This is a genomic window from Rhodococcus sp. 008 (assembly GCF_001682295.1).
GTDB lineage: Bacteria > Actinomycetota > Actinomycetes > Mycobacteriales > Mycobacteriaceae > Rhodococcus_F > Rhodococcus_F qingshengii.
The window spans coordinates 163,750-190,332 of sequence record NZ_CP012749.1 but is presented as its reverse complement, the minus strand read 5'-3'; the positions used below and the strand labels follow the sequence as shown (position 1 = coordinate 190,332).

At 63.8% G+C, this 26,583-nt stretch carries 22 protein-coding genes; 12 read left to right on the top strand and 10 right to left on the bottom strand.

Translation table 11 applies throughout. The annotated features are described in order from the left end of the window. Window positions 1-98: 98 nt before the first annotated feature. From AOT96_RS00785 to AOT96_RS00770, 4 genes are all read right to left on the bottom strand, one after another. A complete protein-coding gene (locus AOT96_RS00785) occupies window positions 99-3,908 on the bottom strand; it encodes an ABC transporter ATP-binding protein (protein WP_065351185.1) in 3,810 nt (1,269 codons plus the stop codon). Between the two features lie 36 nt (window positions 3,909-3,944). Then, window positions 3,945-4,718 carry an ABC transporter permease gene (locus tag AOT96_RS00780; RefSeq protein WP_007736136.1) on the bottom strand — a complete coding sequence of 258 codons (774 nt, stop codon included), beginning with the start codon at window positions 4,716-4,718 and terminating at the stop codon, window positions 3,945-3,947. Continuing rightward, window positions 4,715-5,716, bottom strand: coding sequence for an ABC transporter ATP-binding protein (locus AOT96_RS00775; protein ID WP_065351184.1), 1,002 nt, complete (start codon window positions 5,714-5,716; stop codon window positions 4,715-4,717). The genes AOT96_RS00780 and AOT96_RS00775 overlap by 4 nt, the downstream gene beginning before the upstream one ends. Window positions 5,717-5,784: 68 nt before the next feature. After that, complete coding sequence (locus AOT96_RS00770) at window positions 5,785-6,534, bottom strand: hypothetical protein (protein WP_065352736.1); 750 nt, start codon at window positions 6,532-6,534, stop codon at window positions 5,785-5,787. 154 nt (window positions 6,535-6,688) lie between these two features. Between AOT96_RS00770 and AOT96_RS00765 the strand changes: the two genes are divergently transcribed. Then, a complete protein-coding gene (locus tag AOT96_RS00765; RefSeq protein ID WP_003945129.1) occupies window positions 6,689-7,099 on the top strand; it encodes a VOC family protein in 411 nt (136 codons plus the stop codon). A 10-nt stretch (window positions 7,100-7,109) separates the two neighbouring features. Here AOT96_RS00765 and AOT96_RS00760 read toward each other — a convergent pair whose 3' ends face one another. Both AOT96_RS00760 and AOT96_RS00755 read right to left on the bottom strand, forming a co-directional pair. Next, a complete protein-coding gene (locus AOT96_RS00760; protein WP_042450363.1) occupies window positions 7,110-8,144 on the bottom strand; it encodes a glutathione S-transferase family protein in 1,035 nt (344 codons plus the stop codon). A gap of 23 nt (window positions 8,145-8,167) precedes the next feature. Further along, the gene (locus AOT96_RS00755; protein WP_007736143.1) at window positions 8,168-8,857 is read right to left on the bottom strand and encodes a hypothetical protein; all 690 of its coding nucleotides are present in this window, start codon (window positions 8,855-8,857) and stop codon (window positions 8,168-8,170) included. Between the two features lie 126 nt (window positions 8,858-8,983). Between AOT96_RS00755 and AOT96_RS00750 the strand changes: the two genes are divergently transcribed. Together AOT96_RS00750 and AOT96_RS00745 are read left to right on the top strand one after the other, a co-directional pair. Then, window positions 8,984-9,607: a PadR family transcriptional regulator gene (locus tag AOT96_RS00750; protein ID WP_007736146.1), complete on the top strand. Its 624-nt coding sequence runs from the start codon at window positions 8,984-8,986 to the stop codon at window positions 9,605-9,607. 2 nt (window positions 9,608-9,609) lie between these two features. Then, a complete protein-coding gene (locus AOT96_RS00745) occupies window positions 9,610-11,094 on the top strand; it encodes a DHA2 family efflux MFS transporter permease subunit (RefSeq protein WP_003945132.1) in 1,485 nt (494 codons plus the stop codon). Here the strand turns inward: AOT96_RS00745 and AOT96_RS00740 are convergent. Then, window positions 11,054-12,454, bottom strand: coding sequence for an FAD-binding oxidoreductase (locus tag AOT96_RS00740; protein WP_065351183.1), 1,401 nt, complete (start codon window positions 12,452-12,454; stop codon window positions 11,054-11,056). The genes AOT96_RS00745 and AOT96_RS00740 overlap by 41 nt on opposite strands. Here AOT96_RS00740 and AOT96_RS00735 point away from each other — a divergent pair. The 4 genes from AOT96_RS00735 to AOT96_RS00720 all read left to right on the top strand — a co-directional run bounded on the left by AOT96_RS00735 (window position 12,453) and on the right by AOT96_RS00720 (window position 16,310). Next, window positions 12,453-13,253, top strand: a complete 801-nt coding sequence (locus AOT96_RS00735) for an enoyl-CoA hydratase/isomerase family protein (protein WP_042450357.1) — start codon at window positions 12,453-12,455, stop codon at window positions 13,251-13,253. The two genes, AOT96_RS00740 and AOT96_RS00735, sit on opposite strands and share 2 nt — an antisense overlap. A gap of 93 nt (window positions 13,254-13,346) precedes the next feature. Next, entirely contained in the window at window positions 13,347-14,540 is a 1,194-nt protein-coding gene (locus AOT96_RS00730; RefSeq protein WP_065352735.1) for a class I adenylate-forming enzyme family protein, read from the top strand. Between the two features lie 35 nt (window positions 14,541-14,575). After that, window positions 14,576-15,337: a crotonase/enoyl-CoA hydratase family protein gene (locus tag AOT96_RS00725; protein WP_042450356.1), complete on the top strand. Its 762-nt coding sequence runs from the start codon at window positions 14,576-14,578 to the stop codon at window positions 15,335-15,337. 7 nt (window positions 15,338-15,344) lie between these two features. Then, window positions 15,345-16,310, top strand: a complete 966-nt coding sequence (locus AOT96_RS00720; protein WP_003945144.1) for an adenosine deaminase — start codon at window positions 15,345-15,347, stop codon at window positions 16,308-16,310. A gap of 3 nt (window positions 16,311-16,313) precedes the next feature. Here AOT96_RS00720 and AOT96_RS00715 read toward each other — a convergent pair whose 3' ends face one another. After that, window positions 16,314-17,627, bottom strand: coding sequence for a D-arabinono-1,4-lactone oxidase (locus tag AOT96_RS00715; protein ID WP_030536924.1), 1,314 nt, complete (start codon window positions 17,625-17,627; stop codon window positions 16,314-16,316). 78 nt (window positions 17,628-17,705) lie between these two features. Between AOT96_RS00715 and AOT96_RS00710 the strand changes: the two genes are divergently transcribed. Both AOT96_RS00710 and AOT96_RS00705 read left to right on the top strand, forming a co-directional pair. Beyond that, window positions 17,706-18,353: a TetR/AcrR family transcriptional regulator gene (locus AOT96_RS00710; protein ID WP_020908434.1), complete on the top strand. Its 648-nt coding sequence runs from the start codon at window positions 17,706-17,708 to the stop codon at window positions 18,351-18,353. 70 nt (window positions 18,354-18,423) lie between these two features. Beyond that, window positions 18,424-19,599 carry an amino acid deaminase/aldolase gene (locus AOT96_RS00705; RefSeq protein ID WP_030536923.1) on the top strand — a complete coding sequence of 392 codons (1,176 nt, stop codon included), beginning with the start codon at window positions 18,424-18,426 and terminating at the stop codon, window positions 19,597-19,599. A gap of 29 nt (window positions 19,600-19,628) precedes the next feature. On the opposite strand, the gene AOT96_RS00700 is transcribed toward AOT96_RS00705, so the two are convergent. Next, window positions 19,629-23,072 carry a TM0106 family RecB-like putative nuclease gene (locus AOT96_RS00700; protein ID WP_065352734.1) on the bottom strand — a complete coding sequence of 1,148 codons (3,444 nt, stop codon included), beginning with the start codon at window positions 23,070-23,072 and terminating at the stop codon, window positions 19,629-19,631. 83 nt (window positions 23,073-23,155) lie between these two features. Between AOT96_RS00700 and AOT96_RS00695 the strand changes: the two genes are divergently transcribed. Continuing rightward, window positions 23,156-23,797 (top strand): alpha/beta hydrolase, encoded by a 642-nt coding sequence (locus AOT96_RS00695; protein ID WP_003945142.1) that lies wholly within the window; start codon window positions 23,156-23,158, stop codon window positions 23,795-23,797. A 5-nt stretch (window positions 23,798-23,802) separates the two neighbouring features. Here the strand turns inward: AOT96_RS00695 and AOT96_RS00690 are convergent, their stop codons facing one another. Next, window positions 23,803-24,420: a cysteine hydrolase family protein gene (locus AOT96_RS00690; protein WP_030536921.1), complete on the bottom strand. Its 618-nt coding sequence runs from the start codon at window positions 24,418-24,420 to the stop codon at window positions 23,803-23,805. 92 nt (window positions 24,421-24,512) lie between these two features. On the opposite strand from AOT96_RS00690, the gene AOT96_RS00685 reads away from it, so the two are divergent. Further along, window positions 24,513-25,214 carry a FadR/GntR family transcriptional regulator gene (locus tag AOT96_RS00685; RefSeq protein WP_030536920.1) on the top strand — a complete coding sequence of 234 codons (702 nt, stop codon included), beginning with the start codon at window positions 24,513-24,515 and terminating at the stop codon, window positions 25,212-25,214. Continuing rightward, a complete protein-coding gene (locus AOT96_RS00680; protein ID WP_058037438.1) occupies window positions 25,211-26,581 on the top strand; it encodes an FAD-binding oxidoreductase in 1,371 nt (456 codons plus the stop codon). The genes AOT96_RS00685 and AOT96_RS00680 overlap by 4 nt, the downstream gene beginning before the upstream one ends. Window positions 26,582-26,583 lie beyond the last annotated feature (2 nt).

The following is a 26,583-nucleotide window of genomic DNA, read 5'->3' as shown; positions in this document are numbered from 1 at the left end:
GAGCAATTGTGCGGCACACAATTTGTGAGCTGTCTCACGGAAGTCCGTGATCTTGCGATCGCGCACTACCTCTCGGCGGTACAAATCCGTGCCGACTGTCACGCGACGGGGTTGCCTTCGATGACAGTTCTCGACGTCAGATTATTCCCCTCACGCGCCTGCGATGCATCCCAGAGTCCCGAGTAGTGACCACCGGCATACCGCAGAACATCGTGCGGGCCGTATTCAACGATACGTCCCCGGTCAACTACGACAACGAGGTCCGCTCGGGCAGCTGTCGCGAGGCGGTGAGCTACGACGACGGAAGTCCGTTTCCGGGTGACCGACCGACTTGCTTCGAGCACCATTCGTTCGGTCGCGGGATCGAGCGTCGCGGTCGCCTCGTCGAGGAGCAGAAGGTCCGGGTCGACGAGTTCGGCACGGGCCAATGCGATCAGTTGGCGTTGGCCCGCCGAGAGCCCCTGGCCGCGCTCGCCGACGGGATGATTCATGCCTCCACGCATGTCGGCTATCGAATTCAGTGCGCCGACGGAACGTGCCGCTTCCTCGATCTCCGCGTGCGACGCCGACGGCCTGCCGTACGCGATGTTGTCGGCGACCGTGCCGGTGAACAGATGGGCTTCTTGTGGGACCACGCCGAGGCGACGTCGGTACTGCGAGAGGTGGAAGTTCCGGATGTCGGTTCCGTCCACGTCGACCGATCCGGACGTCGGGTCGTAGAAGCGGGCGAGCAACTTCACGACCGTCGACTTCCCGGCACCGGTTCGGCCGACCAGAGCGACGGTCGTGCCCGGCGGGATTTGCAGATCGAAATCGGAGAGGGCGTCGACGTCCGCACCCGAGTACCGGAACCCGACCCCGTCGAGATGGACGGCGCCGTCGAGTCGTCCGGAGATCGCGATCAAATCCTCGCTGTCGGCAGTCTCGATCGAACTGCGAGTGCGCAGCAGGTCGCCGATTCGTTGCAATCCGACGTTTGCCTGTTGGTAACCATCGAACACTTGTGAGAGTTGCTGAATCGGTCCGAACAGCAGACCGAGGTAGAGCACGAAAGCGATCAGTACGCCGGGCGAAGTCGATCCGTTGGCGATCTGGTGCGCACCGACGAACACGACCGCGGCCAACGCGAGGTCGGACAGGAACGAAATGAAAGGGAAGTAGATCGAAATGGCTCGCTGCGACCGCATCCGCGATCGGCGGTAGCTCTCGGAGCGTTCTGCGAACCTACGCGCCGCACCTTCTTCGCGGCGGTAGGCCTGAGCCGCTCGCAGACCGGCGATGTTCTCCTGGAAGTCGGCATTGACGAGCGAGATCCGTTCGCGGGACTGGCTGTAGGCAACCGAGGAGATCTTGCGGAAGACCACGGTCGCGACCACGAGCGGTGGGATGACGGCCAGCGCCACCAGGCCGAGCGTCACGTCGGTCGCCAGGAGGGCGATCGAAATTCCGCCGACGGTCAGGACGCTCACGATCGCCGTCGACATACCGGTTTGGATGAACGACGAGAGCGCGTCGACGTCGGTGGTCATACGCGTCATGATGCGGCCGGACAATTCCCGTTCGTAGTAGTCCAGACCCAGGCGCTGCAAGTGTGCATAGCTGCGGACGCGGAGCCCGAACAGCACGCGTTCACCGGCTCGGGCCGTGAGCACCGTCATGACCGCCACGATGACCCAGTCTGCGGCGACCAGGAGCGCGCCGAACGCCGTCGCGATCCAGAGTGTGGTGCTGTCTGCGGTCACGACTCCGTGGTCGATCGCATATCTGACGAGGGAGGGAAATGCGATCGCCGCGGCGGAGTCCAGGGCAAGGCACACGACAACCGCCAGTAGAACCCAGCGGACCGGCCTCAAGATCTGTCGGAGTGAGAACTGTGGATTCGATTCGCGCAGGCTCTCAGGAGCAATTCCGGGGTCTTCGCGTGCGGGTGGGAGAGCGTCGACTGCTGCCCGCAGAGACGGAGTCACCGCGATTCCGCTGAGCGCTCCGGCCATCGGTCCGCCGGCACTCTGCGCCGAAGCGGTAGTGCTGTCGGCTTCGGATTCCGGAGCCTGCGGCCACAGCTGCTCGGCTGTGGGCTCGCGGCGTTGATGTCCGAAAGCGTCAGGGCCGGCCTCGTCGATTTCGGCGGATAGTTCCGGCGGCGAGGAGAACAGGGCGCGAAAGAGCGGACATCGCGCTTCCAGCTCGTCCACGGTTCCGGAGTCGATGATCCGTCCGCCGTCGAGAACCGCGACGCGATCTGCCAGCGTCAAGGTGGATCGCCGGTGCGCGAGGATCAGCGTGGTTTGCCGTCGTCTGGCCCGGAACGCGTCGAAGATCGCGGCTTCGGTAGCCGCATCGACCGCGGAGGTGGCGTCGTCGAGGACCAAAATCCGCGGGTCGACGAGGAGGGCTCGGGCAAGCGCGATGCGCTGACGCTGGCCGCCCGACAGCGTCAGACCTCGTTCACCGACAACGGTGTCGTATCCGTCCGGGAGTGCCTCGATGAAGGTGTCTGCCTGTGCCAATGCAGCTGCGGCGCGGATGTCCTCGTCGGAGGCGTCCTCGCGCCCCAGTGCGATGTTGGCGGCGATGGTGTCCGAGAACAGGAAAGGTTCGTCGAAGACCAGGCTGACGGCGGCACGAAGCTGTTCTGTGCGCAGTTCGCCGATGGGGAACGTCTCGCCCGCGGTATCGACGGTCACTACACCCGAAGTCGGGGCGTAGAACCGGGGGAGAAGCAAGGACAACGCGGTCTTGCCTGACGCGGCCGGCCCCACGACGGCGACGGTCTCGCCCGGTTCTATGCGGAGGTTCAGCCCGGTCAGGACGTCGCGTTCGGTGTCGAACCCGAATGCGACGTTTTCGAAAGTGACGCCGAGCGGACCGTCGGGCAGGTCCACCGGATGGTCAGGATCGGCGATGTCCGGCTGAGCGTTGATGACGTCGTAGACACGCTCGACAGCGGCGCGCGCAAGCTGCGCCATGACGATGACCGACGACAGAGTTCGGGTGACGCCGGTCATCGTCACGATGTAGGTGGCGAACGCGAGAAACGTTCCCACGGTGATCTTGTCGTGCAGTGCGAGATACCCGCCGAGAGCGATCACTCCCACCTGCCCGAGCTGGGGCAAGGCGGCCATGGTCGGCGCGAATTTCGCGTTCAACCACGCGGCGCGAAGACGCTCCGAATACAACGTGCGGCTGTGCTTTTCGAGTTGGTCGACGGCTCGTTGTTCCTGCCCGAATCCCTTGACGACGCGCACGCCCGTGACGGTTTCCTCGACATGTTGGGCGAGGTCGGCGGCCCGCTGCTGCGCGGACCATGTTGCGGCGAAGAGCATCGGTCGCATCAGGAACACCACCAGCCCTACTGCGGGGATGACGGCGACAGCGACGAGAGTCAACAGCGGCGAGAGCCACGCCATGATGCCGATCGCGAGCACGAATTGCAGGAGCGCACCCGCGGACATCGGCACCATCGCGAGCAAACCCTGGACGAGTTGTAAATCGGTGATGGACCGGGATACCACCTGGCCTGTGCGGATCTGATCCTGCCCGCGTCCGTCGAGGCGTTGCAGCGAGCCGAGCAAGGCGAGCCGCAAGTCGTGTTGAACATCGAGCGAGAGTCGGCCGGCAAGCATCCGTCGGCCGTACTGGCACGCGAAGCGGACGACCGCGAGCAGCGCGATCGCCAGCGCGACGAACCCGATCACCTTGCCTGGGTTCTCCTGGCTTGCGGCGTCGAGCGCATAGCGGGTCAGAAGAGGAAACGAGATGTCGATCGCCGAAGCGATGACGGTCACCAGAAGCGCGCCGATGGCAACTCTTCGGTGCAACCAGCATGCGTGCGCCAAGCGGCGGATCCAGCCCGGAGCTCGATCGACCTCTCCAGCTACCGGACTGTCCGTGTTGATCGTGTTCATCGAGATCCACGGTAGACCCGGCCCCAGACAGCCTTTTCAGGTGATGTCGCGGGTCCTGGTCCGCAGCCAACCGAGCCCGCAGAACAGAACCACCCAAGCTGCCAGCATCATCGGGCCGCTCGGCCAGGACGCAAACGCATCGACGTCGATCGACGGGGCCGCATTGATGATCGTGCCGATCGTGGCCGACACCGGAAGCGCGGCCCCGACCCCGCCGAGATCCATCGCGAGCAGCACTGCGCGGACGATCCATTCACCGAAGACGAACCACAGGATGACCGAGAGGGCACCGGCCATCGACGAACCGGTGAGCAGTGCCACCCCGGCGCCGAGCAGCGCCCACAGAGCGCACGCCAGAATGCCTGCGGCGCAGATGGCGAAGAGATCGGTGGTGAAGCTGAAGTCCCGGCCGAAGAGCAACATCGCGCCGATGCTGACTACTTCGACCGCCAACGCGTAGCCGACGGCGAATACCGCGACGACGGCAAGTTTTGCGCCGAGAACTCCGTCACGGCCGCGAGCTGTGAGGAACGTCGTGGTGAGAGTTTTGTAGCCGAATTCGGATCCGGCGGTGAGTGCTCCGAAGACAGCCGCGAACACCAGGACAAGCGTGTTGGAGACACCGAGGCTGACGCCGGTGGACACGACATCGACGTCGAAGGTGGTGTCTGCCGAATCGGCCACGGCTTCGACGAACGTCCTGGTGGAGGCAGCAATCAGCACGGCCACGACGACCGGTGCGATGGCCAGTGCCCACCAGTAGCGCAGGGTGAGAACTTTGAGTGTCTCCGCGCGCACGAGCGTGGTCATCGGTGTCCTCCGGAAGGTCCGTATGCGGCAGGGCCGTAATAGCCCGGTCCGGAACCGGGACCGGGTGGGCGGTGGTATCCGACCTGGGGAACCGCGTACTGCGGTGTTGTCATCGCGAGGAACAGTTGCTCGAGATCTGCGCCTTCGGTTGCGACGCCGAAGATCGTGACACCGGCGGCGGATGCCACCGGTGGGAGCACCGACGTGTCGGTGCCGCCCACGGCGAGCCGTCCGTCCTGCGTGATCTGGGCGTCGATGATTCCGCGAGCGGCCAATGCCGTGGCGAGGAGCGCTGGGTTGGAACACGAGACGAGCAGTCGACTGCGCTGCGAGCGGCGAAGTTCGTCCATGGTCCCTTGGTAGACGAGTGAGCCGGCGCTGACGATGACCACGCTGTCGACGGTCGCTTCCACTTCACGAAGCGCGTGACTCGAGATCAGAACCGTTCGGCCGGAACCGGCGAAGGTCTGCAGGAACTGACGAAGCCACGCCATGCCCTCGGGGTCGAGTCCGTTCGCGGGTTCGTCGAGCACGAGGATCTCGGGATCACCGAGCATCGCGGTGGCAAGGATCAGGCGTTGGCGCATTCCGAGCGAGAAGGTGCCGGTCTTGTGGACTCCGACCGATCTCAGACCGACCATGTCCAGCACCTGCGCCGCGCGCTGAGTCGGCATGCCGATAGCGGCCGCGTAGATCTCGAGGTGTCCGAGCGCCGTTCGTTTCGGATGGAGACTGCCGACCTCGAGTACTGCGCCGACGGTCCGAGCCGGGTTGGGCAGCAAACGCATCGGGGTGCCGTTGATCGTGGCCGATCCCGACGTCGGTGACACCAGTCCGAGGAGCATCCGCAACGTGGTCGTCTTGCCCGAACCGTTCGGGCCGAGAAACCCGGTGATCGAGCCCGCCTGGACGTCGAAGCTCAGGTCGTTGACCGCGCGCGCCGCCTTGAACGTCTTCGTCAACCCACGAATCTCGATGGGGGCAGAGAAGGATCCCATTGCGGTGTTCGTCAATGTTGCTCCCGGGTCGGCGGCGAATACGTGATGCGAGCCTACGGCCCGGACGGCTATCTGCGGATGGCCCGGCGTGTCTCCGTCTGGGGAAGCACTGCGGCATCGTCGGCAGGCATCACGATCAGGTGGTCGGTCCACCTGGCCGGTGCCGGTCCGAAGGCTTCGCGCGCATTCTTGACGACGCCCTTGCCGATTGCACGGTTGCCCGCACCGCCGATGACCGCACCGATTCCGGCCGGAACGAGCTTGCCGAGGATCAGTGCGCTGCGCTTCGCGGCGTACTTGGTCACGAATTTCCGCACGAGGGTGCTGTTCATTCCCCTCATCGTGGGTCCGGGAATCTTGCTCGTGATTGCCGTTCCCCAGTTCTTGGCTGTGATTCCGGTGGCCTTCTGCACGATCTCCATACCGGATTCGCCGAGGGCGACTGCCAGGACCAGGGCACGTCGTTGCTGGTGATCCTGTACGGAGATTCCATGCACTGACGCAATTGCCAACGTCAGCAGCGCTGACGCCTCGAGGAAGAAAGCCGATTCCGCACCGACGGCACCGATGGACGCGACCGTTCCGACGCCGGGCACCGCGGCGGTGGCGCCGACGGCACTGCCGCTGCCGGTCACGGCGAGAATGAACATCTTCTCCATCCGCTCGACGATCTGAGCAGGTGACTCGTCGGGGTGGGCCTTACGGACATGGTTGACGTATTTGGCCACTGCGGGCGCTTGCAGGCGGCTTCCGTTGTCGAGAACGGAAACGAGGACCTTCTCGATACGCCCGCTGTCGTTGTTCGTCGACTTGCTCATTGCTGCCCCTCCACAGTTGTCCTCCTCTGAAGCGAGGTGGACCGTATCTCGAGAATAGGTGAAGTTTTCGCTGGCGGCGGTGATCACCGGGGCCATAGGCTCGTACGAGACTCGGTTTTCTTCGTGAGTTTTCCCAGGCAGGAGTTCGAGTGTTATGACCGCCACTTCGGAATCTCGTTCGACGACCATCTGGCCGACGCTGCGCTACCTCGACGCCCGTGCGGCAATCCACTTTCTGGTGAGCACCTTCGGTTTCGTGGAGAAGGCCGTCTACGGAGAGGGAGACGTGGTGGACCACGCCCAACTCGACTGGCCGGGCGGTGGCGGCATCATGTTGGGTTCGCCGCGCACCGATTCTGCGATCGCCGGCCTGCCGCCTGGAATCGGTTCGGTGTACATCGTCGTGGACGACGCGGACGCCGCCGATGCACTCCACGAACGCGCTGTCGCGGCGGGCGCCACGATCACGCAGGGATTGCGCGACGAGGACTACGGTTCGCGGGGGTTCACCTGCCGTGATCCCGAAGGTGTGTACTGGAGTTTCGGCACGTACGCAGGGGAGTAGCCCCCGCGACCTACCTGGTGGCCCAGTGCTCTGCCGGAACCACTTCCGACGGGATGGGCGGATGAGGTGGTGTGCCGTCCCCGAACGGTCGGCCACCCAACTGTTCGCGTCCGTGCGGTTCGAGCCAGTGTGTCAATTCCGGTCCCTTGGGCACGATTCCGGAGGGATTGATCTCGGAATGCACGATGTAGTAGTGCGCTTTGATCTGTGTGAAGTCGATGGTGTCACCGAATCCGGGGGTTTGGAACAGATCGCGCGCGTAGTCCCACAGCACCGGCATCTCGCTGAGTTTGCTTCTGTTGCACTTGAAGTGGCCGTGATAGACGGGATCGAACCGCGCCAGCGTGGTGAACAGGCGCACATCGGCTTCGGTGATGGTGTCGCCCACCAGGAAACGTTGCCGGGCAAGACGTTCGGTGAGCCAGTCGAGGCGAGCGAACAGCGTGTCGTATGCCTCGTCGTACGCCTGCTGTGAACCGGCGAAACCGCAGCGGTAGACGCCGTTGTTGACGTCGCGAAAAACGTACTCGGCCACTTCGTCGATTTCGTTTCGCAGAGGCTCCGGGTACAGATCCGGTGCGCCTTCGCGGTGGTACTTCTTCCATTGCGTCGAGAAGTCGAGGGTGATCTGTGGGTAGTCGTTCGTGATCACCTTGCCCGTGGCGATCTCCACCATGGCGGGCACCGTGATTCCCCTGGGGTAGTGGGGATCTCGGGCGAAGTATGCGTCCTGCAGTCGCGGGATCTTCAGTACGGGATCGACGCCGCCCGGGTCGAGATCGAAAGTCCAGCTTCGCTTGTCGTGAACCGGACCGCAGATGCCCATCGACAGTACGTCTTCGAGGCCGAGCAGGCGGCGGACGATGATGGCGCGGTTTGCCCACGGGCAGGCACGTGCCACGATCAACCGGTATCGCCCGGGTTCGACGGGGTAACCGTCGCGGCCGTCCTCGGTGATCCGGGTCGGGATGTAGTTGGTGTCGCGTTTGAATTCACGACCCTCTTCGACGAATGTCGGTTCGCTCGCGCCGTCTTCCGTACTCATCTGCGGTCCCTCTCGTTCGAGTGTCAACTGGGCAGGTGCACGTGTACCCGAGCGTATGCCCCCAGAACGTCGAATTTGGCTTTACGTGGAAGCGTCGCTCCGATCGCACTGCCGCGACTTGTGCGTAGCTGCGGGATCAATCCGGAATCGAGAGCGTCCTCCGCAGCGAGAAGCGTTACTGCGCAGCCGATTCCGTGACGGCGATGCGCTGGAGCAGTCAGGGTCGTGAGATCTGCCACGAATCCCTGAAATTCGGAGTATGCCGCGCATCCGAGCACCTCGGCGGAATCGGTGAGGGCGGTGAACCACCGCGTCCGGTTCCCGAGGTCGGCTGTGGTGCTGTCGTCGGGTGGGCACAGCGCAGCGACGGCGAGGGCGTCGTCGATGTCGTGGGAAATCAGTAGTTGCTCGTCGGGCGGCGCGTCCGTGTAGTCGCCGAGGAAAGCGAGATCGACGGGGCCGGTGATTCTGCCGCCGTGATCGCCGGCGATCTCGAGCAGACGCGCCGGTTGCAGCAGGGCGTCGACGGAGATGTCCTCGGTGCGCTCGATGAACCACTGCGGCCCGACGATCGCACCTGAGCCTGCCAGATCGAGAACGTGGATGTCGTCGCCGACGACGCGGGCCGTGTGTGCCGGCCGAAGTGCCGAGTCGCCGAGGCCCAGTTCACGTGCCCAAGCGAGTCGGATGATGTCGAGGTGATGTTCGTCCACTCGCTACAGGCTAGTCCGATTCGAACGGGTTGATCGAGATGGACAGAGGTCGTATATTCCATGTGGACTATTTCAGGTGGAATAGTCAAGAAATAGTCAATTGCGGCTTGTCAGGGAGGGGGACTCATGGGTGACGTGTCACTGACGCCTCTGGGAATCACCGTTCTGGGCCTGCTGTCCGAGCGTTCGATGCATCCGTACGAGATGTATCAACTGGCCTCGGTTCGCCGGGGCGATCAGTTGGTGAAGATCAAGCCGGGATCGCTCTATCACACGGTTTCCCGGTTGGAGAAGCAGGAACTTCTGGCTTCGATCGGGACCGATCGTGAGGGCAACCGGCCCGAACGGACGACGTACGAGATCACCGCCCGGGGCCGTGAGGCCCTCGAGCATCAACTACGTGAGATGTTGGCGGTTCCGGTGCGGGAGTATCCGCGGTTGCCGCTCGCGCTCGCCGAAATGCACAACCTCTCCGCGTCCACCGCGTGTCAGATGCTTCGAATTCGTCTCGCGCACCTCGACAAGACGATCGCGAAATTCGAGGCCGACTACGAAGCGCTGAAGGCGGCGGAAAAACCACGAATCTTCACGGTGGGCGCGGACTACGCCCACGCACTGACCGTCGCCGAAAGAGAGTGGATCGGCGCGTTGGTGACAGACATCGAGAGCGGCGAAATGCCCTGGCTCTCACAAGAACTTCTCGACCGGCTGGCCGGCTCCGCAGGCTCGTCCGCACTACCTAAGGACTGAAGATGGAAAAGCAGGTCAATCCCTGGCACGCGCTGTGGGCGCTGTGTATCGGGTTCTTCATGATTCTGGTGGACAGCACCATCGTCGCTGTCGCCAACCCTGCGATCATGGAGGACCTCGGCACCGACATCAACAAGGTCGTCTGGGTCACCAGCGCGTACCTGCTGGCGTACGCGGTGCCGCTGCTCGTCACCGGCCGGCTCGGTGACAGGTTCGGACCGAAGAACCTGTACATGATCGGCCTCGTACTGTTCACCGGCGCTTCACTGTGGTGTGGTCTGTCCGGCAGCGTCGAGATGCTCATCGTGGCAAGAGCTTTCCAGGGTCTGGGCGCCGCAATGATGACGCCTCAGACGATGGCCGTCATCACACGCACGTTCGCGCCGAACAAGCGTGGCGCCGCAATGGGCCTGTGGGGCGCGGTTGCCGGTGTTGCGACGCTGGTCGGTCCGCTTGCCGGTGGTGTGTTGGTCGACAATCTCGGCTGGGAATGGATCTTCATCGTCAACGTCCCGGTCGGTGTCATCGCCTTCCTCCTCGCGTGGAAGCTTGTTCCGTCGTTGCCGACCAGCGAGCACAAGTTCGACATCCCCGGCGTGATTCTCAGCGCCGCAGGCATGTTCCTGCTCGTGTTCGGAATCCAGGAAGGCAGTTCGTACGACTGGAACGGATTCGTCTGGAGCCTGATCGGCGCCGGTGTGGTGTTGCTCGCGGTGTTCGTGTTCTACCAGTCGCGCAACAAGAACGAGCCCTTGCTCCCACTCGAACTCTTCAAGGACCGCAACTTCTCGCTCGCCAACGTCGCGATCACCGCGATGGGCTTCGCGATCACGTCGATGGTCCTTCCGCTGATGTTCTACACCCAGGCAGTTCGCGGACTCTCCCCGACGCAGTCGGCGCTCCTCCTCGTTCCGATGGCCGTGCTGACCGGCATTTTTGCGCCGATCATCGGCAAGCTCGTCGACAAGACGCATCCGCGCTACATCGCGGGCACCGGCTTCCTGCTGTTCGCGATCGCCCTGGGCTGGCTCGCACTGGTGATGTCTCCCGACGTCGCGATCTGGGAACTGCTCCTGCCGATCGGCCTGATCGGCTTCGCCAACGCATGCATCTGGTCGCCGCTCGCGGCCACCGCCACACACAACCTGCCTCCGATGCAGGCCGGCGCCGGCGCCGGCGTCTACAACACCACCCGGCAGGTGGGTGCGGTTCTCGGCAGTGCCGCGATCGGAGCACTGATCACCGCACGATTGGCGGCTCAGGGTCTGACCGGCGGCAGTTCCGAAGCCGGAGTGGGTCATCTACCCGAGTTCGTCCGTGAACCGTTCAGCACGGCGATGTCGGAGTCGATCTGGCTGCCCGCAGGCGTGCTGCTCATCGGCTTCGTCGCTTCGGTGTGCTTCGCTCGGCCTCTGCGCGGCGACGCACACGACGACGCGATGGCCGTCAGTGCCGAAGCGCGTCGGGAAACATCACTGCACGATTGAGATAGTCGCTCGGGTCCAGGGCTCGCTTGATCGCCCACATCGTGGCTATGTCCTCCGCAGAGAGGGCCAGGTCCAGATAGTTGCGTTTGAGCGAGCCCACCCCGTGCTCGGAACTGACGTTTCCGCCGTGATCGCGAACCAGTTCGAGGACGCTGCGGTACACGGTGTCGGCGTTCGGGCAGTTCAGGACGTTGAGGTGGATATTTCCCTCGGCGACGTGTCCGAAGAGGATCGGAATTGCCTCGGGGGCGCGAGTCGCGATCACCGCCGCGGCGTCCTCGGCGAAGGTGGCAAGCGAGTTCAGCGGCAACGCCGCGTCGAATTTCAGTGGGGGACCGAACAATCCGACCACCTCGGCGAAGCATTCGCGTGCCGCCCACAAGCGCGTCGAGCCGGGGGCGTCGATCGCCACGGCCGGGGTCTGCGGTGGGCCGATGCGTTCGAGCAGCTCGGCCAGGTCTTCCAGCGGATCGTGGGCCGCGGACACCTCGGCGAGGAGGTACCACGGTCGCCCCGTCGGAACCGCGGCGTTCAAATGGTGGGCGGCCAGTTCGAGACCGCGCCCGTCCAACAACTCCAGTGCGTCGACGCCGTCGAGAGTGCGCAACACTCGCCCCGCCTCGACGACGTCTTGGAGTGTGTCGAAACCGGTCAGCGATGTGACGCGGTGAGTCGGTATCTTCCGTAATTTCAGGTCGACGGAAGTGACCACCCCTAGAGTTCCCTCGCTGCCCACCCACAGTGCGGGCAGGTTGTATCCGGAATTGTCGGACAACACTTTCGGTGACCGGCGCACAGGAGTTCCGTCGGGGAGTACCACCTCGAGTCCGAGCACCTGTTCGGCCATGTTCCCGTATCGAACCGTGTGCAGGCCACCGGCATTGGTGGAGACCATGCCGCCGATCGTCGCCGTATCCCGTGAAGCTATGTCCACGCCGAATTTCAGGCTGGCGGCAGCGGCCGCCGAATGTACCTGCGCGAGTGCCACTCCCGCACCGACGGTGATCCGACCGGCGGCAACATCGACTTCGCCGATCGCCTCGAGGCGTTCGGTGGAGAGCAGGACGTCGTCGTGCTCGGGCACCGTCCCGGCGACCAGACCGGTTCGCCCGCCCTGAACGGTGACCGGTACGCCGCGCGAGCGGCACACGTTCAGCACTGCCGAGACTTCGGCGGTATTTCCGGGTCGGACCAGAGCGCTGGCGCGCCCGCTGTAGCGCCCTGTCTGGTCGGTGGAACGGGTCGCCAACACGTCGGCGTCGTCGACGACGAACCGGTGTCCCACAACGTCCGCGAGTGCATTTCTCAGACCCTCCACCCGACGATCGTAGGCCGGTTCGATGTGGCAGTGTGGCGGCATGACTGCTCCCGAATCGCATCCCACCCGCCTCGAGCGCTTCACCACCGATGGTGGTGCCGAGGTGGCTGTCCTGACGTTCGCGCACGGACCACTCAATCTGTTCGATCAGGCCATGTTCGACGCGGTCATCGCCGATGTTGCAGCGCTGACCGAAAACCCACCGCGCGCTGTGCTTCTGCGCGCCGAGGGCAAGGTCAACTCGGCCGGCGTCGACGTCCATGTGTTCGACGGACTGAACCCGGAGCAGGGAGCGGAATTGTGGCGCGAACTGTTCGCCCAGATCTGCCATCCGCTCGAGGCGTTGCCGTGCCCGGTCATCTACGCGGCGCACGGGCTGACGCTGACTGCTGCCTTCGAGATCTCCTTGGCCTGCGACATCATCCTCGCGGCGCCGAAGGCGAAGTTCGGACTGGTCGAGACAGTGGTCGGTCTGACGCCGTCCATGGGTGGACCGCAGCGTTTGGCCGAGCGCGCCGGTTCCGGACGGGCTCGGGAGTTGGTCATGACCGGCGATCTCTACGACGCCGCAACCCTGCACTCGTGGGGCGTCGTCAATGCCGTTCACGACGATGTCGATGCTGCGGCGCGTGCCCTGGTGGCCCGGTTGGCGGACGGGCCCACGCGAGCCCACGACGCCACCAAGCAGATCGTGGCGGCCTGGCGTTCCGGCGGGATCGCCCACGCGGATTCGGTGACTCCCGGGGTGTCCGGTGCGCTGTTCGCCACCGATGACCTACGCGGCGCTGTCCGCAGTTTCCTCGAGGTCGGACCGGGCAAAGCGGTCTACTCCGGAAAGTAAGTTTGCGACGATTATCGCCAGAGACCTCCACGAACTGTGATCCACGTCATATAGTCGAATGGCCGGTGGGTTGTCAGTGACGTGGAGGTATCGATGCGGTCGACGCTTGTGGAATACCCGTGTTCGACTCAGTTCCTCGCCGACGCCCGTGTCACCCGTGCGGGTGACGGGGTGCTTCGGTACAGCCAACTCGACCCGTCGCTGTCCGAACTCCTCGACATCGCCGTTCATCGATTCTCCTCACGCATCGCGGTGGAGGAGGTCGACGGCGAGCAGGTCACCTTCGCGGAGTTGTGGGCCGAGGCGTCGCGGGTCGCAGGCGGGCTGAAGTCGCGAGGCGTCGAGATCGGTGACCGTGTGGCCATTCGCGTCGCCGCCGGGGTGAGGTGGATGGAGGCGTGCCTCGGCGTCATTCTCGCCGGCGGTGTTCCAGTCTCCGTGGGTGTTCATCTGAGCGACGACGCGGCGGACTTCGTCATCGCGGACAGTGGCTCGGTGTTGGTGCTCGACGGGGAACTCCCACACGGTGTTCCGTTCATCGACGACGGTGCCGCCCCGGAGGAGATGGCGATCCTCGCGTACACCGCCGATTCTTCGGGTGAAATGCTGGGCGTCGAGTTGAGCAACGAGAACGTGCTCTCCGCCATCGTCGGCATTCTGCACTCGCGCGATTACGGCGTCGAAGGTGTGCGCAATCTGTTGGTGGACAATGACTTCAAGTCGGTACGGCAATTCGTGCACGTGCTCGCGACGTTGGTGGTCGGTGGAACGGTGGTCCTCGCCGGCGACTTCTGGCGTGAGAGTGTGCATACCGTCGACATCGTGACCGGGCGGCCCGAGGACCTGCTCGAGCCACGGTTGCTCACCCTTGGACCGGCGGCGCGTGCCGGTTCGAGGTCGGTTCAGTGGATCGATTGCAGCGGGTCGCCGATCACGGCCGAACAGGAATCCAAGCTGCTGACCCTGTTCCCGGCCGCTCGGCATGTGATCGGGTGGGGCAAAACCGAGACCTGTGGGGCTGGTCTCATTCTGCCAACCGAGTCGGCGCCCACCCACCTCGGAAGCGTCGGAATCGCTTTCGGTGGAATGGAAGTGGCGTTGTACGGCCCGGATGCTCCAGGTGGTTTCGGTGAGTTGCTGTGCCGTGGACCGAGTGTCACGCGTCGGTATTGGAACTCGCCGCAAGCGACCTCGACGAGGTTCACCCAGGGGTGGTTCTGCACTCACGACACCGCGCAGATCGACCCCGATGGCTTCGTCCGTATTGTCGAACGCAACGTCGCGTAGTCACGCGAGCGTGGTCGACAAACGAGAGGGACATCATGGCGGACGAGGTTCTCACCGAGCGGCGCGGGCGGACACTGATCATCACCATCAACCGGCCCGAGGCGCGTAACGCCATCAACTCGGCGGTCAGTCACGCATTGGCCGCTGCGGTCGAAGAGCTCGATGCGGACGACGATCTGTCCTTGGCGGTGCTGACAGGAGCCGGCGGAAACTTCTGTGCCGGTATGGATCTGAAGGCATTCGTGGCCGGCGAGAACGTACTCGTGCCGGGACGCGGTCTCGGATTCACGGAAGGGCCGCCGCGTAAGCCGATCATTTCGGCGGTCGAGGGCTTCGCGTTGGCAGGCGGCACGGAACTCGTGCTTGCCACCGACCTGGTGGTCGCGTCGTCCGAAGCGAAGTTCGGTATCCCGGAGGTCAAGCGAGGGCTGGTCGCAGGTGGAGGCGGATTGTTGCGCCTGCCCAAGCGGATTCCGTACCAGAAGGCATTGGAACTGGCCCTGACCGGTGACAGTTTCACAGCCGAGGAGGCCTACCGCTACGGCTTCGTGAACACGGTGACCGAGCCAGGTAAGGCGCTCGAAGGCGCGCTGGAGCTGGCTGATCGCATCACCCGCAACGGACCGCTCGCGGTTGCGGTCACCAAGGAGATCATCGTCAAGGCCGGCGGTTGGTCCGACGACGAAGCTTTCGCGAAGCAGTTGCAGGTCATGGCGCCGGTGTTCGCGTCCGAAGATGCACGCGAGGGCGCGACGGCGTTCGCCGAGAAGCGCGCCCCGGTCTGGAAGGGGCGGTAACACCGACATGGCTACACCTGTCGCAGAGCTGCACATGCACATCGAGGGTTCTCTGGAACCCGAACAGATTTACCGACTTGCCGAGCGCAATCGAATGGACTTGCCGTACAAGGATATCGACGATCTGAAGTCGAGGTACGAGTTCACCGATCTGCAGTCGTTCCTCGATCTCTACTTCGCCAACATGGCCGTCCTGCGCACCGCGGAGGATTTTGCCGACCTGACGCGAGCGTACTTCCGCCGCGCGGCTGCCGCCGGCGTCGCGCATGCCGAGTTCTTCTTCAATCCACAGGCGCACGTGGTCCGTGGTGTTCCGCTGACCGAGGTCCTGGACGGGATCATGGATGCGGTGGCATCGAGTGAGCGCGAGTTCGGGCTCAGCAGCGCGGCAATCGCCGCCATCCTCCGAGATCAGCCCGTCAAAGACGCCGAGGAGATCTTCTCCGAGATAATTCGCCTGCAGGCTCCAATCGTCGGGCTCGGACTCGACTCCGCGGAGGTCGGCAACCCGCCGTCACTGTTCGAGGACGTGTTCGCCCGCGCCCGTGCCGAGGGTTTGCACGTTGTGGCTCACGCCGGTGAAGAGGGACCGCCCGAGTACATCTGGCAGGCGCTCGACATTCTCGGCGCCGAGCGGATCGACCACGGAGTCCGGGCACTCGAGGATCCTGCCCTGATCGAGCGTCTGGTCGACGAGGAGATTCCACTGACGGTCTGCCCGTTGTCGAACGTTCGTCTGCGGGTGTTCGATTCGCTGTCGGATCATCCGCTTCGATCGATGCTCGAGATGGGTTTGATCGTCACGGTCAACTCCGACGACCCGGCCTACTTCGGGGGATACGTCGACGACAATTTCACCGAACTGGGCCGAGCCCTGGGTCTGACGGAGGCCGAGCGAGACACCCTCGCCCGGAACTCGATCAAGGCCTCGTTTGCGAGCGATGCGCGAAAAGCGGAACTACTGCGGCACTGACCGTCAGTCGCCGAGCACCTGACGCAAGTATTCGTTGTCGAACACACGATTCGCGTCGTACTTGTCTCGAACGGCGACAAAGTCGTCGAGTCGGTCGTACGTCGGACGCAGGTCGTCGACGGTCCGGTTGTGCATTTTTCCCCAATGCGGCCGGCCGTCGACGGCGCGCGCGATGGCTTCCACCGCGGCGAAGTACTCCGTTTCGGGTCGGCGGTGGTACTGGTGTACCGCGATGTATGCGGTGTCGCGTCCGTGAGCAGTGGAGAGCCAGAGGTCGTCGGCGGCAGCAAAACGTACTTCGACGGGGAAAGCGACGTTGGTTCCGGACTTCTTCATCCAGCGATCGATTTCGTGAAGTGTCTCGGTGACGTGTTCGCGGGGAATCGCGTATTCCATCTCCTTGAACTTCACCCGGCGCGAAGACGCGAATACCCGGTAGCTGCGATCGGTGAACTCGCGGGCGCCGAGCAATCGGGACGACACGTTGTTGATTCTCGGGATCGCGGCCGGTGCCAGGGTGGCAACGCGGTTGACACCTTCGAAGAGTGTGTTCGAGAGGAGTTCGTCGTCGACGAACGCGCGGACCTTGCCCACCGGATCGGGTTCGGTATCTCCGGGGAGTCGCGTATTGCTCTTCGTCAGGACACGATCGGTGTGCGGGAACCAATAGAACTCGAAGTGATCCAGGCCCAGACGATCGCTCTCGAGGGTGTCCAGTATGTGAGACAGCGTGTCGGGTTCCTCGATTGCGCGAAGTGTGAATCGCGGAACGCAGGCGAGAGTGATCTTCGAAATGATGCCGATTGCGCCCAACCCGAGGCGGCCCGCTTCGAACAACTCGACGTTTTCGTCGGCGCTTGCGGAAACGACGGATCCGTCGGCGAGAACGACCTCGATTCCGCGAATCTGTGTGGCGATGCCGCCGAATCGTGCGCCGGTGCCGTGCGTGCCGGTGGACGTCGCGCCGGCCAGTGACTGGACGTCGATGTCACCGAGATTTGCCATCGCATATCCGCGTTGCCACAAGGCGTCGTTGAGAGCATGAAGGCGAGTGCCTGCAAAAACAGTGACCAGCGCACCGTCGTCGGTCGGTGTGATCGAGTCGATTCCGCTCAAGTTGTCCAGGCTGACGAGGACACCGTCAGTGACCGCGACACCGGTGAACGAGTGGCCGGCGCCGACGGCCTTCACACGTTGGCCACGCGAGGCGGCCTCGGCGACCAACGACGAAAGTTCACGGGTATTTGTCGGCGTCGCAAAGCGACGCGGCGCGGCGCTTTGAGTGCCCGCCCAGTTCTGCCAAGTGTCCGAAGCCATTACGCAATAATGTACTTGGACGGTCGTCCAGGCAAGTATTGCGCGAAGATTTTGTCATTTGCGTTCTACGATCATTGGATGCTGAACAGGCTCCCGGCGGACGAACGCCGCACACAATTGGTCGAGTCCGCCTTGTCTATTGCGGAACAGCGCGGTGTCAGTTCTGTGACGGTAAGGGCGGTGGCAGAGGAGGCCGGGGTATCGCTCGGCGTCGTTCATTACTGCTTCGAGAGCAAGGAAGCGCTGATCGCGGCAATGGGTGAAACGCTCATTCTGCAGCTCAGTGCGTCGATGCAGTATGCGTTCGCGCAGGTCCGCCATGCGCCGGATCTCAGTGGCGTGCAGGGGCTCAGGGAATTGCTGCACATCGGCCTGACCGGAATGTGGCCGACCATCGAGGCAACCCCGGATCGCCAGTTGTTGACCTACGAAATTACCGCGCAAGCACTGCGTAGTCGCAATCTCGGAGCCGAACGTGCTGGGGCGGTTGCATTTGAGCAGTACCGAATCATGGATGAGCTCGCGGTGTCGTTTCTCGAAGAGTGCGCCAAGATATCGGGCACGGTGTGGACGGAGCCGTTGAGTTCGATTGCGCGACTGAGTCTTGCAATGATCGACGGCCTTGTTCTGCGATGGCTGGTCGATCGTGACTCCGACGCGACTATTGCCGAGTTCGGAGAAATGGTTCAGGTAATCGCCAACAAAGCCGTGGTCGCGCCTCAGTAGAACCGCCATCCTGGACATACGTCCAGGATTGGTGATTGACTGGTCGCACGCCGCGACGATTGGATCATCTGTGACCAGGACCCTTGATCGACTCACTGCTGCCACGCGAGAACTCGACCCGCCTCTGGCTGCTCTGGATCTGACCACACTGCGCAGTAATGCAGCCGACCTGGTGCGCCGCGCCGGTGGAACCCCGGTGCGAGTGGCGAGCAAATCGGTTCGTTGTCGGACGGTTCTGGCTGAAACTCTCGGCGACACACTGACCGCGTCCGGCGGATTCCGCGGAATCATGGCGTTCTCACTGCGCGAGGCTCTGTGGCTGGTCGGGCTCGGCGCACGGGACATCCTGATGGGGTACCCGACCGCCGATCGTGGCGCCATCGCGGATCTCGCTGCCGACGACACCGCTCTCGCATCGATCACCTTGATGGTCGACGACGATGCGCAGTTGGACCTCATTCGTTCGGCGTCGACGGGGGATGCGCCTGTCCGCGTGTGTCTCGACGTCGACGCGTCACTGCGGATCGGCCCGATTCATCTAGGCGTACGACGCTCGCCGCTGCGCGAACCTGCCGCGGTCGCCGCACTCGCGGCGCGTGCGCGCCAACGCGGATTCTCCGTCGTCGGAGTGATGTTCTACGAAGCCCAGATCGCCGGCCTCCCGGACACCAGCGCTCCGATCGGTTGGGTCAAGAAGGCCTCTGCCCGCGAATTGGCGTCCAGAAGGGGCGCTGTGGTCGCGGCCGTCACCGATGCCGTGGGTGCACTCGAGATCGTCAACAGCGGCGGTACGGGGTCGCTGGAGGTCAGCTCGGCCGATCCTGTGGTGACCGAGGTAACAGCAGGCTCCGGACTGTACGTACCGACCCTGTTCGACCGCTACCGTGCCTTCCGTCCCGATCCGGCGCTGTTCTTCGCGCTGTCGGCCGTGCGCAAACCGACGCCGTCGGTCACGACCCTTTTCGGCGGCGGATACATCGCGTCGGGACCTGCCGGAGCCACCCGCGTTCCGTCACCGGTCTGGCCCGCTGGTCTCAAACTGCTCCGCAACGAAGGAGCCGGCGAAGTCCAGACGCCGGTCACCGGGAAGGAAGCCGGAAACATCGCGATCGGCGACCGCGTGTGGTTCCGTCACGCCAAGGCCGGCGAGCTGTGCGAGCGCTTCGACCGCGTGTACGTGGTCGAAGCCGACGGCACCCGAACCTCGGTTCCCACCTATCGCGGCGAAGGGCAGTGCTTCGGGTAGGGCAGTGCTTCAGGTAAGACAGGCTTCGGCTAGCTCGTCAGCCTCATGAATGCACCCAGTTCGACCAATCCCGCAGGCGTACTGGGCATGTACTGCGTCAACGCGTGCGATCGAACGATGATCGCGCACCACTTGCCGCGTGAGACAGCAACATTGAGACGGTTTCGCGACAGCAGGAACGACATCCCTCGCGGGACGTCCTCGACGGCAGATGCGGCCATCGACACGATTGCCACCGCAGCCTCGCGGCCCTGGAACTTGTCGACGGTCCCGACCTCGACCTCCGTGAGACCGGCCTCGGTGAGATCGCGCTCGACGGTGCCCACCTGGGCGTTGTACGCCGCGACCACGAGAATGTCCGACTGATCCAGCGGCCTGGTTCCCTCGAACTCGCTCGGGTCGGTCCAAGGCGTACCGAGAAGGCCCTGGATCTGGCGAACGATTTCCTGGGACTCTTCCGGGGAGTAGGTGGAATTGCCGCGGTGATCGACGAACACCGTGTGTACTCCGGCAGCGAGTCCGTCGAGTTTTCTTGCCGCACTCACGGTTTCCTGGGAATGCAGCTTGCCCTCGTACGACAATGCGGACACGGGCGCACACAGATCCGGGTGCATCCGCCACGTTTTCTCGAGGAAGTAGCCGAGTTCGGGTGGCAGTGCGCCGTGTCCCTCGGCGAGCCAACCGAGTGCCGATTCGTCGACCGGTTCGGGGTGAGTACCTTGGCTCACCTGCGGCAACTGCTGCGGATCGCCCAGCAGCAACAGGTTTCGCGCGGAAATCGCGACGGCAATGGTGTTCGCCAGCGCGAATTGGCCTGCTTCGTCCACGACGAGCAAGTCCAAGCTGCCCGCTGGAACACGATCGGTGTTCGAGAAGTCCCACGCAGTGCCGCCGATGACACAGCCGACGCCTTCGGCCTCGGCGATGAATCCCGCATATTCTTCGGATGCGATGTCCTGCCATTCTGCGGTCTTGCTCCGGCTGCCCTTCTTCGCGACCAGTGCAGGGTCCACGCCGGCTTTCAGAATGCCGCCGAGCATGTTCTCGACCACCGAATGTGATTGTGCCACCACGCCGATTCGCCACTGATGTTGTTCGATCAGTGTCTTGACGACACGAGCGCCCGTGTAGGTCTTGCCCGTACCAGGGGGACCCTGTACTGCCACGTAGGAATCATCGAGGTCGAGAAGTGCGGCGGTGATGGCGTCGGCGTAGTTGTTGTCGGTGCCGACAGGTGGCAGCGGTGAACCCGAGAGGGTTCTCGGGGTGCTGCGCCGGAGAATGTCGACTGCCGCGATGTGTGGCAGTTCGGGCAGGCTCTCGCTGGCGTCGGATGCGGCAGCGGCGATCGACTTCTCCATACGTCCCGTGGGAATCGGACGACCAGGTGCCAATGCGACTGGGGTATCGAGGTATTCGTCACCGCCGAGCAGTTCTTCCACGGTGACCACGTCGAGCCCTTCGGACTTGACCACGGCGGTGACCTTGACGCTGCTGGTGCCGCGTTGGGTGGGGTTCTCGCTTGCAACGGCATCGGGGGAGGGGGTTGCGTAGAGCGCGAAAAGATCACTGCCCGGGCTCAAAGACGTTCCGGTGCCGAAACTTCCGGTCAACTGGATGTGGCGACGAAACTTCTTCTGCCGCGCGGTGCTCTTGTGCCAGTCCGTTTCGATTTCGGACTGCTCGACCACCATGACGTCGCGGATGTCCACGAGGTCTTCGATCGGTGTGACCAATCGGTCGAAGTGGGCCCACCAGTACGGCTTCCGCTCGCGATTGTGGTAACCGACTGCTGCGGCCAATAGAGCAGCAGCCTGCTGATCGGGGGTGCGTGTCGAACCGGCCTTGTGGCCGGCGAAGTCGCGGAGTGCGATTTCCGATTCGGTGAGTTCTTCGAGTGGAATCTTGATCTGTCCGGTCGGCTCTCGAAGTTCGACACCATGTTCTGCGGCGCGCTCGGCGAGCCAATCGCGCAGGCGGAGAGTGGATTCGCAGTCGTACTCGTTGTAGTCGGAGATGCCCTGAAGAAGTTCCCGGGCCTGGTCGGCTTGTCCGCCGTCGCGCAATTCGCAGTAGTCGGCATAGGCGACGACCGAGGCGGCGGCGTTGGTCACGTCACCGTCACGGCCGTGCTCACCCATGTAGAGCGGCTCGAGTTTCTTGATGCTGTACGAGCGTTGTCCGATCCGCAGGCACGCGCGGACGATCGGGTACAGGTCGACGAGCACGTTCTCGCTGAGCAGGGTGTCCACGGTCTGCTCGCCGACACCGTGACGTGCGGCCAAGCGCAACAGCGCCGATTTCTCGTACGCGGCGTAGTGGTAGATGTGCATGCCTGGATGAGCTTCTCGACGCGCCGTGACGTAATCGAGGAAGTCGAGGAGCGCCTGGCGCTCACCCTCGCGATCGTGTGCCCAGAACGGCTTGAACACGTAGTCGTCCGCAGGCCCTTCGACCACACCGAACAGATACTCCAACCCCCAATCGGTGGACCCGTCCTCGGCCCAGAGCGGATCGCCCTCGAAGTCGAAGAAGATGTCGCCGTCGTCGGGGATGGGGAGTCCGCCGAGCGCCGAGGGTTCGTAGACCTCGAATTCGGCGTCGCCGGACAGTTCCTGGCGTAGTTGAACCGCTGCCTGTGCACGGAGCTTGTCGAGTGTTTCCCGGCGGATTCCCTCGACTGGGCCGGTGCTCGCGGCGAGTTCGTCAATTGTCGTGATCCCCGAGACGATCAGCTGTTCACGCTGATTGCCGCGGACACCCGCAACCAGCAGCAGGTCTCGATGGCTTTCGACCTCGACGCTGCAGGTGTCGCATCGACCACAACGCAGGTACCGATCGTCGAGCCACTGTGTCGGTTTCCCCTCGGCGCGGTGCTCGTCGAGGACTCGTTCGAGTTCAGCTCTACGTGCCGCGAATACCGGCGCGATGTCTCCGATGTCGTGCGACGACGTGCTGCCGTCGCCTAGCAGTAGATGAACTTGATCGGAGGCGGCAATTGCATTGCGCTCCAACGCATCCGCGTATGCGGCGAGTTGTAGAAGTGCCGACACCTTGGCGTGCCGGGAGAGCTTGCTGTCGTAGACCGCGTAGGTGTCGCCTTCGCGGACGAGGAAATCGCAGAACCCGAGGAATCGGCCGTCGAAAAAGGTTCCCTGATAAATGACCGGCGCGCCCGATCGTGCTGCCTCGACGGTGGCCAACGTGGCAGCGGTCAGGCCTGCGCGTGAGTGTTCCGGTCGCGGCATGACGACGACGCCGTCTCCGTGCTGATCGATGAACTTCTGAAGCTGTTCGCGCTCGTGCGAGTCGCCGAGGCTCGACGTCCGTTCGAGCATCGGATCCGCCTCGGCGGCCTCGGCCGCGATCAGACCGGTTCGGGCGTCGAGTTGCCGCAGCAGTGCGAACTCGCACGAGGCCGCAGCCGAGAGGTCGCTGGCGCTGTAGACGATCTGATCATCGAGTAGGAACACAGGGCGATTGTGCCATCGCTCACCGACAAGGCAACCCACCAGTAATCGCTCACGAGCCGCGGATATCGGTAGCGGCGTGCAGAATGACGATCATGCCTTTCTTCGACGGACGAACCGGTCAGGTGCACTTTCGGCATTGGCCGGCGGCAGGGGGTGCGGTGCCCACGGTGTCACTGGTCTTTCTGCACGGTCTCGGCCAGCACAGCGGCCAGTATCACCGCTTCGCGGGCGCAATGACGGCGTCGGGGATCGACGTGTGGGCGATCGATCACACCGGGCACGGTTTGTCAGAGGGTGATCCGGGAGTCGGGGCTCCGCTCTCCGATCTTGCTGCCGATGCAGCCGCGCTCGCTGACATCGCTTTGGCGGAACTGCCCGAAGTCCCGCAGGCGGTGATGGGCCATTCCTTGGGTGCGGTGACGGCGCTGACGATGCTGGCTCATCGCGATCACGATTTTGCCTCCGCAGTGCTGTGCGGCATTCCGCGCAGTGCGGTCGAGCAACACGGGTGGGCGGAACTCTCCGACGCGGGCATCCCAGTCCTGGTCGTTCACGGTACCGACGACCGGATCGCCCCGGTCGATCCCGTCCGGGACTGGGCGCGGACGCTGCGCAACGTCGAGATGCGCGAGTTCGAGGACGCCGGTCACGACCTGCTGCACGAGAAGGTTCACGCCAGTGTCACCAACGTCAGCCGTGAATTCCTTCTCGCGCATTCCAGGTAGTCCTCTCAGGAGAGCGCGCCGAGCACCTCTTTCGACGTGACGGGGTGCGAGAACATCGGGTAGTCGTAGGTGATCGCGTTCTCGTGTTCGGCGACCGAAGTTCCGGCTACACAATCGGTGAGTGTGATGACCCGGTAGCCGTTCTCGTATCCGGTGCGCATGGTCGATTCGACGCAGCAGTTGGTCAGGAAACCGCCGAGAAGTATCGTGCGAATTCCTTTGCTACGCAGAATGAAATCGAGGTTGGTGCTGGCAAAAGTGTCGAGTCCACGCTTGCCCTCGATGACGATGTCGCCGTCTTTCGGAGTGAGGTCGTCGACGATCGCAGCTCCCCAGGAACCCTTCACGAAGGCCTTTCCGTCGACGACGCCCTTGAGGATTCCGTACGGATGCGAGGTGATTTCGTTGTACCCCTCGGCGAAGGTGATCGGTGCGTGCATCACGGTGACACCCGCCGCACGGGCCGCATCGACCAGCGCGGCGGTGTTCGCGAGGAGTCCGTTCGATTCCATGACTGGTGCGACGGCCTCGTGAAGAACACCGCCCTCGGTGGTGAAGTCGTTCTGGTACTCGATGAGCACGACGGCGGTGGTCGCGGGATCCAATTCGAGCTTGTCGGTCATGGTCGGCACCTTCTCTGTTGTGGTCCGGGTCACGAATCTCCTCAATTAAACAGTTTGTCAGACAAGCAGGCAAGGGGTGGTAGCGTCGCGGCATGGATACGACTCCGTTGTCGCGCATGCCGCTCAGCCTTGCCGTGTCGGGACGAATCCGCGCTGCCATTCTCGACGGTTCACTCCCGGTCGGTGAGGCATTGCCCACCGAACAGGAACTTGCACAGACGTTCTCGGTGGGTCGATCGACGGTCCGTGAGGCCCTTCGGGTCCTGCAAGCGCAGGGATTGTTGACCGGCGCGGACACCACTTCTACTGCCAGGCCTCGGGTGACGCACGAGCATACGGCCGATTCCGCGGCCACAGCTCTCAGCACGGCGTTGCAGGTGGGTGCAGTTCCATTGGGCGATCTTGTCGAATTGCGAGTGCTGCTCGAAGCTGCTGCGCTGCGCACTGTCGTCGCGGTGCCGAACGGCGCCCGGGATGCGATCGAGCGGATGCGCGTCGCAACCCTTGCCGACGACTCGGTCGCATTCCACGACGCCGATGTCGACTTTCACGTTGCGCTGGCCGGAGCCGGCGGGAACAAGGCGTTCGGGTTGGTCATGACGGTTCTCCGCGACAGCATCGCCGGCTACCTGCTGAGTGAACTCGACTCGCGCGAGAACTCGGCGGCCACGCTCGGCGCACTGCTGGCAGAGCACGAGGGTATCGCCGACGCGATCGAGCGCGGTGCAGTTGACGAGGCTGCCGTTTTGGTCGAGCGCCATGTGCGCGGATTCTACGAAGGACGAACACAATGACCACGAGTATCGATCTGTTGGGCGAGCGTCTGCAGAAAGCGGTGGGGGACAGGGCGACAACCGATCCCGACCGAATGGGTGCGTACGTCCGGGATCAATCACTGCTCACCGCAGCCGGAAGGCCCGCCGCGCTGGTCAAGGCGAAGACGGTCGACGACGTCGTTGCGGTCATGGCGGTGGCCCACGAACTCGCCGTTCCGGTGGTGACACGAGGGGCAGGTACCGGGTTGGCCGGCGCCGCCAACGCACTTGACGGATGCATCGTCTTGAGCGTCGCGGGCATGGATCGAATTCTCGAGATCGATCCTGCCGCGCGCACCGCCACGGTGGAGCCCGGAGTGATCAACGGTGACCTGGCGGAAGCTGCTGCACAGCAGGGTCTTTGGTACGTACCGGATCCGGGAAGCCGGTCCATCTCGAGTATCGGCGGCAATCTGGCGACAAATGCAGGCGGCATCTGTTGCGCCAAGTACGGCGTCACCGGTGATCACGTTGCGGCCCTGACGGCGGTACTCGCCGACGGGCGTGTGATCCGTACCGGTGCACGGACGCGCAAAAATGTTGCGGGGCTGGACCTGACACATCTGCTCGTCGGGTCGGAGGGCACTCTCGCGGTCATCGTCGAAGCCACGATGCGGTTGCGTACGGCGCCCACTGCCGCGACCACTGTGGTCGCCTTCTTCGATTCCGCGGAGTCCGCGATCGATGCCGTCCTCGCCGTGTCGGCAGTGGCCGAACCGTGTCAGATGGAGTTGATGGACGACGTCACCATCGGCGCCGTCAATCGGCTGACCAAGATGGGGCTGGACGAATCGGCCGGGGCGATGCTGCTCATCCAGTGCGACGGTAGGTCGGCGGCCGCCGAGGCAGCGGACTGCGCCGCGGCGTGCGAAAGTGCCGGGGCCCGAGAGGTTTTCCACACCGACGATCCGGTGGAAGGTGAAGAGTTCACCGCCGCGCGCCGCATGGCCTTGCCGGCTCTCGAGGCGTTGGGCACGGTACTTCTCGACGACGTCGCGGTGCCGGTGCCGGCGTTGCCGTCCATGTTGGAATGCATTCGTGAAGCGGCCGATCGCCACGGCGTCACGATCGGAACCTTCGGTCACGCCGCCGACGGCAATCTCCACCCGACCATCGTGTTCGACGCTGCCGAATCGGGTGCGCAGGATCGTGCGCGCGGAGCTTTCGACGACATCGTTGCCGGCGCACTGGCGTTGGGCGGAACGATCAGCGGTGAACACGGTATCGGGGTTCTCAAAGCGCCGTACATGGCGGACATGGTCGGCCAGACCGAACGCGAAATGATGCTTGCAGTCAAGGCCGCATTCGATCCGAAGAACGTTCTCAATCCCGGACGAGGTATCTGAGC

Excerpts from the sequence above, each read along its gene's own strand:
- AOT96_RS00785 (WP_065351185.1), bottom strand. The coding sequence starts at position 3,908 with ATGAACACGATCAACACGGACAGTCCGGTAGCTGGAGAGGTCGATCGA.
- AOT96_RS00780 (WP_007736136.1), bottom strand. The coding sequence starts at position 4,718 with ATGACCACGCTCGTGCGCGCGGAGACACTCAAAGTTCTCACCCTGCGC.
- AOT96_RS00775 (WP_065351184.1), bottom strand. The coding sequence starts at position 5,716 with ATGGGATCCTTCTCTGCCCCCATCGAGATTCGTGGGTTGACGAAGACG.
- AOT96_RS00770 (WP_065352736.1), bottom strand. The coding sequence starts at position 6,534 with ATGAGCAAGTCGACGAACAACGACAGCGGGCGTATCGAGAAGGTCCTC.
- AOT96_RS00765 (WP_003945129.1), top strand. The coding sequence starts at position 6,689 with ATGACCGCCACTTCGGAATCTCGTTCGACGACCATCTGGCCGACGCTG.
- AOT96_RS00760 (WP_042450363.1), bottom strand. The coding sequence starts at position 8,144 with ATGAGTACGGAAGACGGCGCGAGCGAACCGACATTCGTCGAAGAGGGT.
- AOT96_RS00750 (WP_007736146.1), top strand. The coding sequence starts at position 8,984 with ATGGGTGACGTGTCACTGACGCCTCTGGGAATCACCGTTCTGGGCCTG.
- AOT96_RS00745 (WP_003945132.1), top strand. The coding sequence starts at position 9,610 with ATGGAAAAGCAGGTCAATCCCTGGCACGCGCTGTGGGCGCTGTGTATC.
- AOT96_RS00735 (WP_042450357.1), top strand. The coding sequence starts at position 12,453 with ATGACTGCTCCCGAATCGCATCCCACCCGCCTCGAGCGCTTCACCACC.
- AOT96_RS00740 (WP_065351183.1), bottom strand. The coding sequence starts at position 12,454 with ATGCCGCCACACTGCCACATCGAACCGGCCTACGATCGTCGGGTGGAG.
- AOT96_RS00730 (WP_065352735.1), top strand. The coding sequence starts at position 13,347 with ATGCGGTCGACGCTTGTGGAATACCCGTGTTCGACTCAGTTCCTCGCC.
- AOT96_RS00725 (WP_042450356.1), top strand. The coding sequence starts at position 14,576 with ATGGCGGACGAGGTTCTCACCGAGCGGCGCGGGCGGACACTGATCATC.
- AOT96_RS00720 (WP_003945144.1), top strand. The coding sequence starts at position 15,345 with ATGGCTACACCTGTCGCAGAGCTGCACATGCACATCGAGGGTTCTCTG.
- AOT96_RS00715 (WP_030536924.1), bottom strand. The coding sequence starts at position 17,627 with ATGGCTTCGGACACTTGGCAGAACTGGGCGGGCACTCAAAGCGCCGCG.
- AOT96_RS00710 (WP_020908434.1), top strand. The coding sequence starts at position 17,706 with ATGCTGAACAGGCTCCCGGCGGACGAACGCCGCACACAATTGGTCGAG.
- AOT96_RS00695 (WP_003945142.1), top strand. The coding sequence starts at position 23,156 with ATGACGATCATGCCTTTCTTCGACGGACGAACCGGTCAGGTGCACTTT.
- AOT96_RS00690 (WP_030536921.1), bottom strand. The coding sequence starts at position 24,420 with ATGACCGACAAGCTCGAATTGGATCCCGCGACCACCGCCGTCGTGCTC.
- AOT96_RS00685 (WP_030536920.1), top strand. The coding sequence starts at position 24,513 with ATGGATACGACTCCGTTGTCGCGCATGCCGCTCAGCCTTGCCGTGTCG.
- AOT96_RS00680 (WP_058037438.1), top strand. The coding sequence starts at position 25,211 with ATGACCACGAGTATCGATCTGTTGGGCGAGCGTCTGCAGAAAGCGGTG.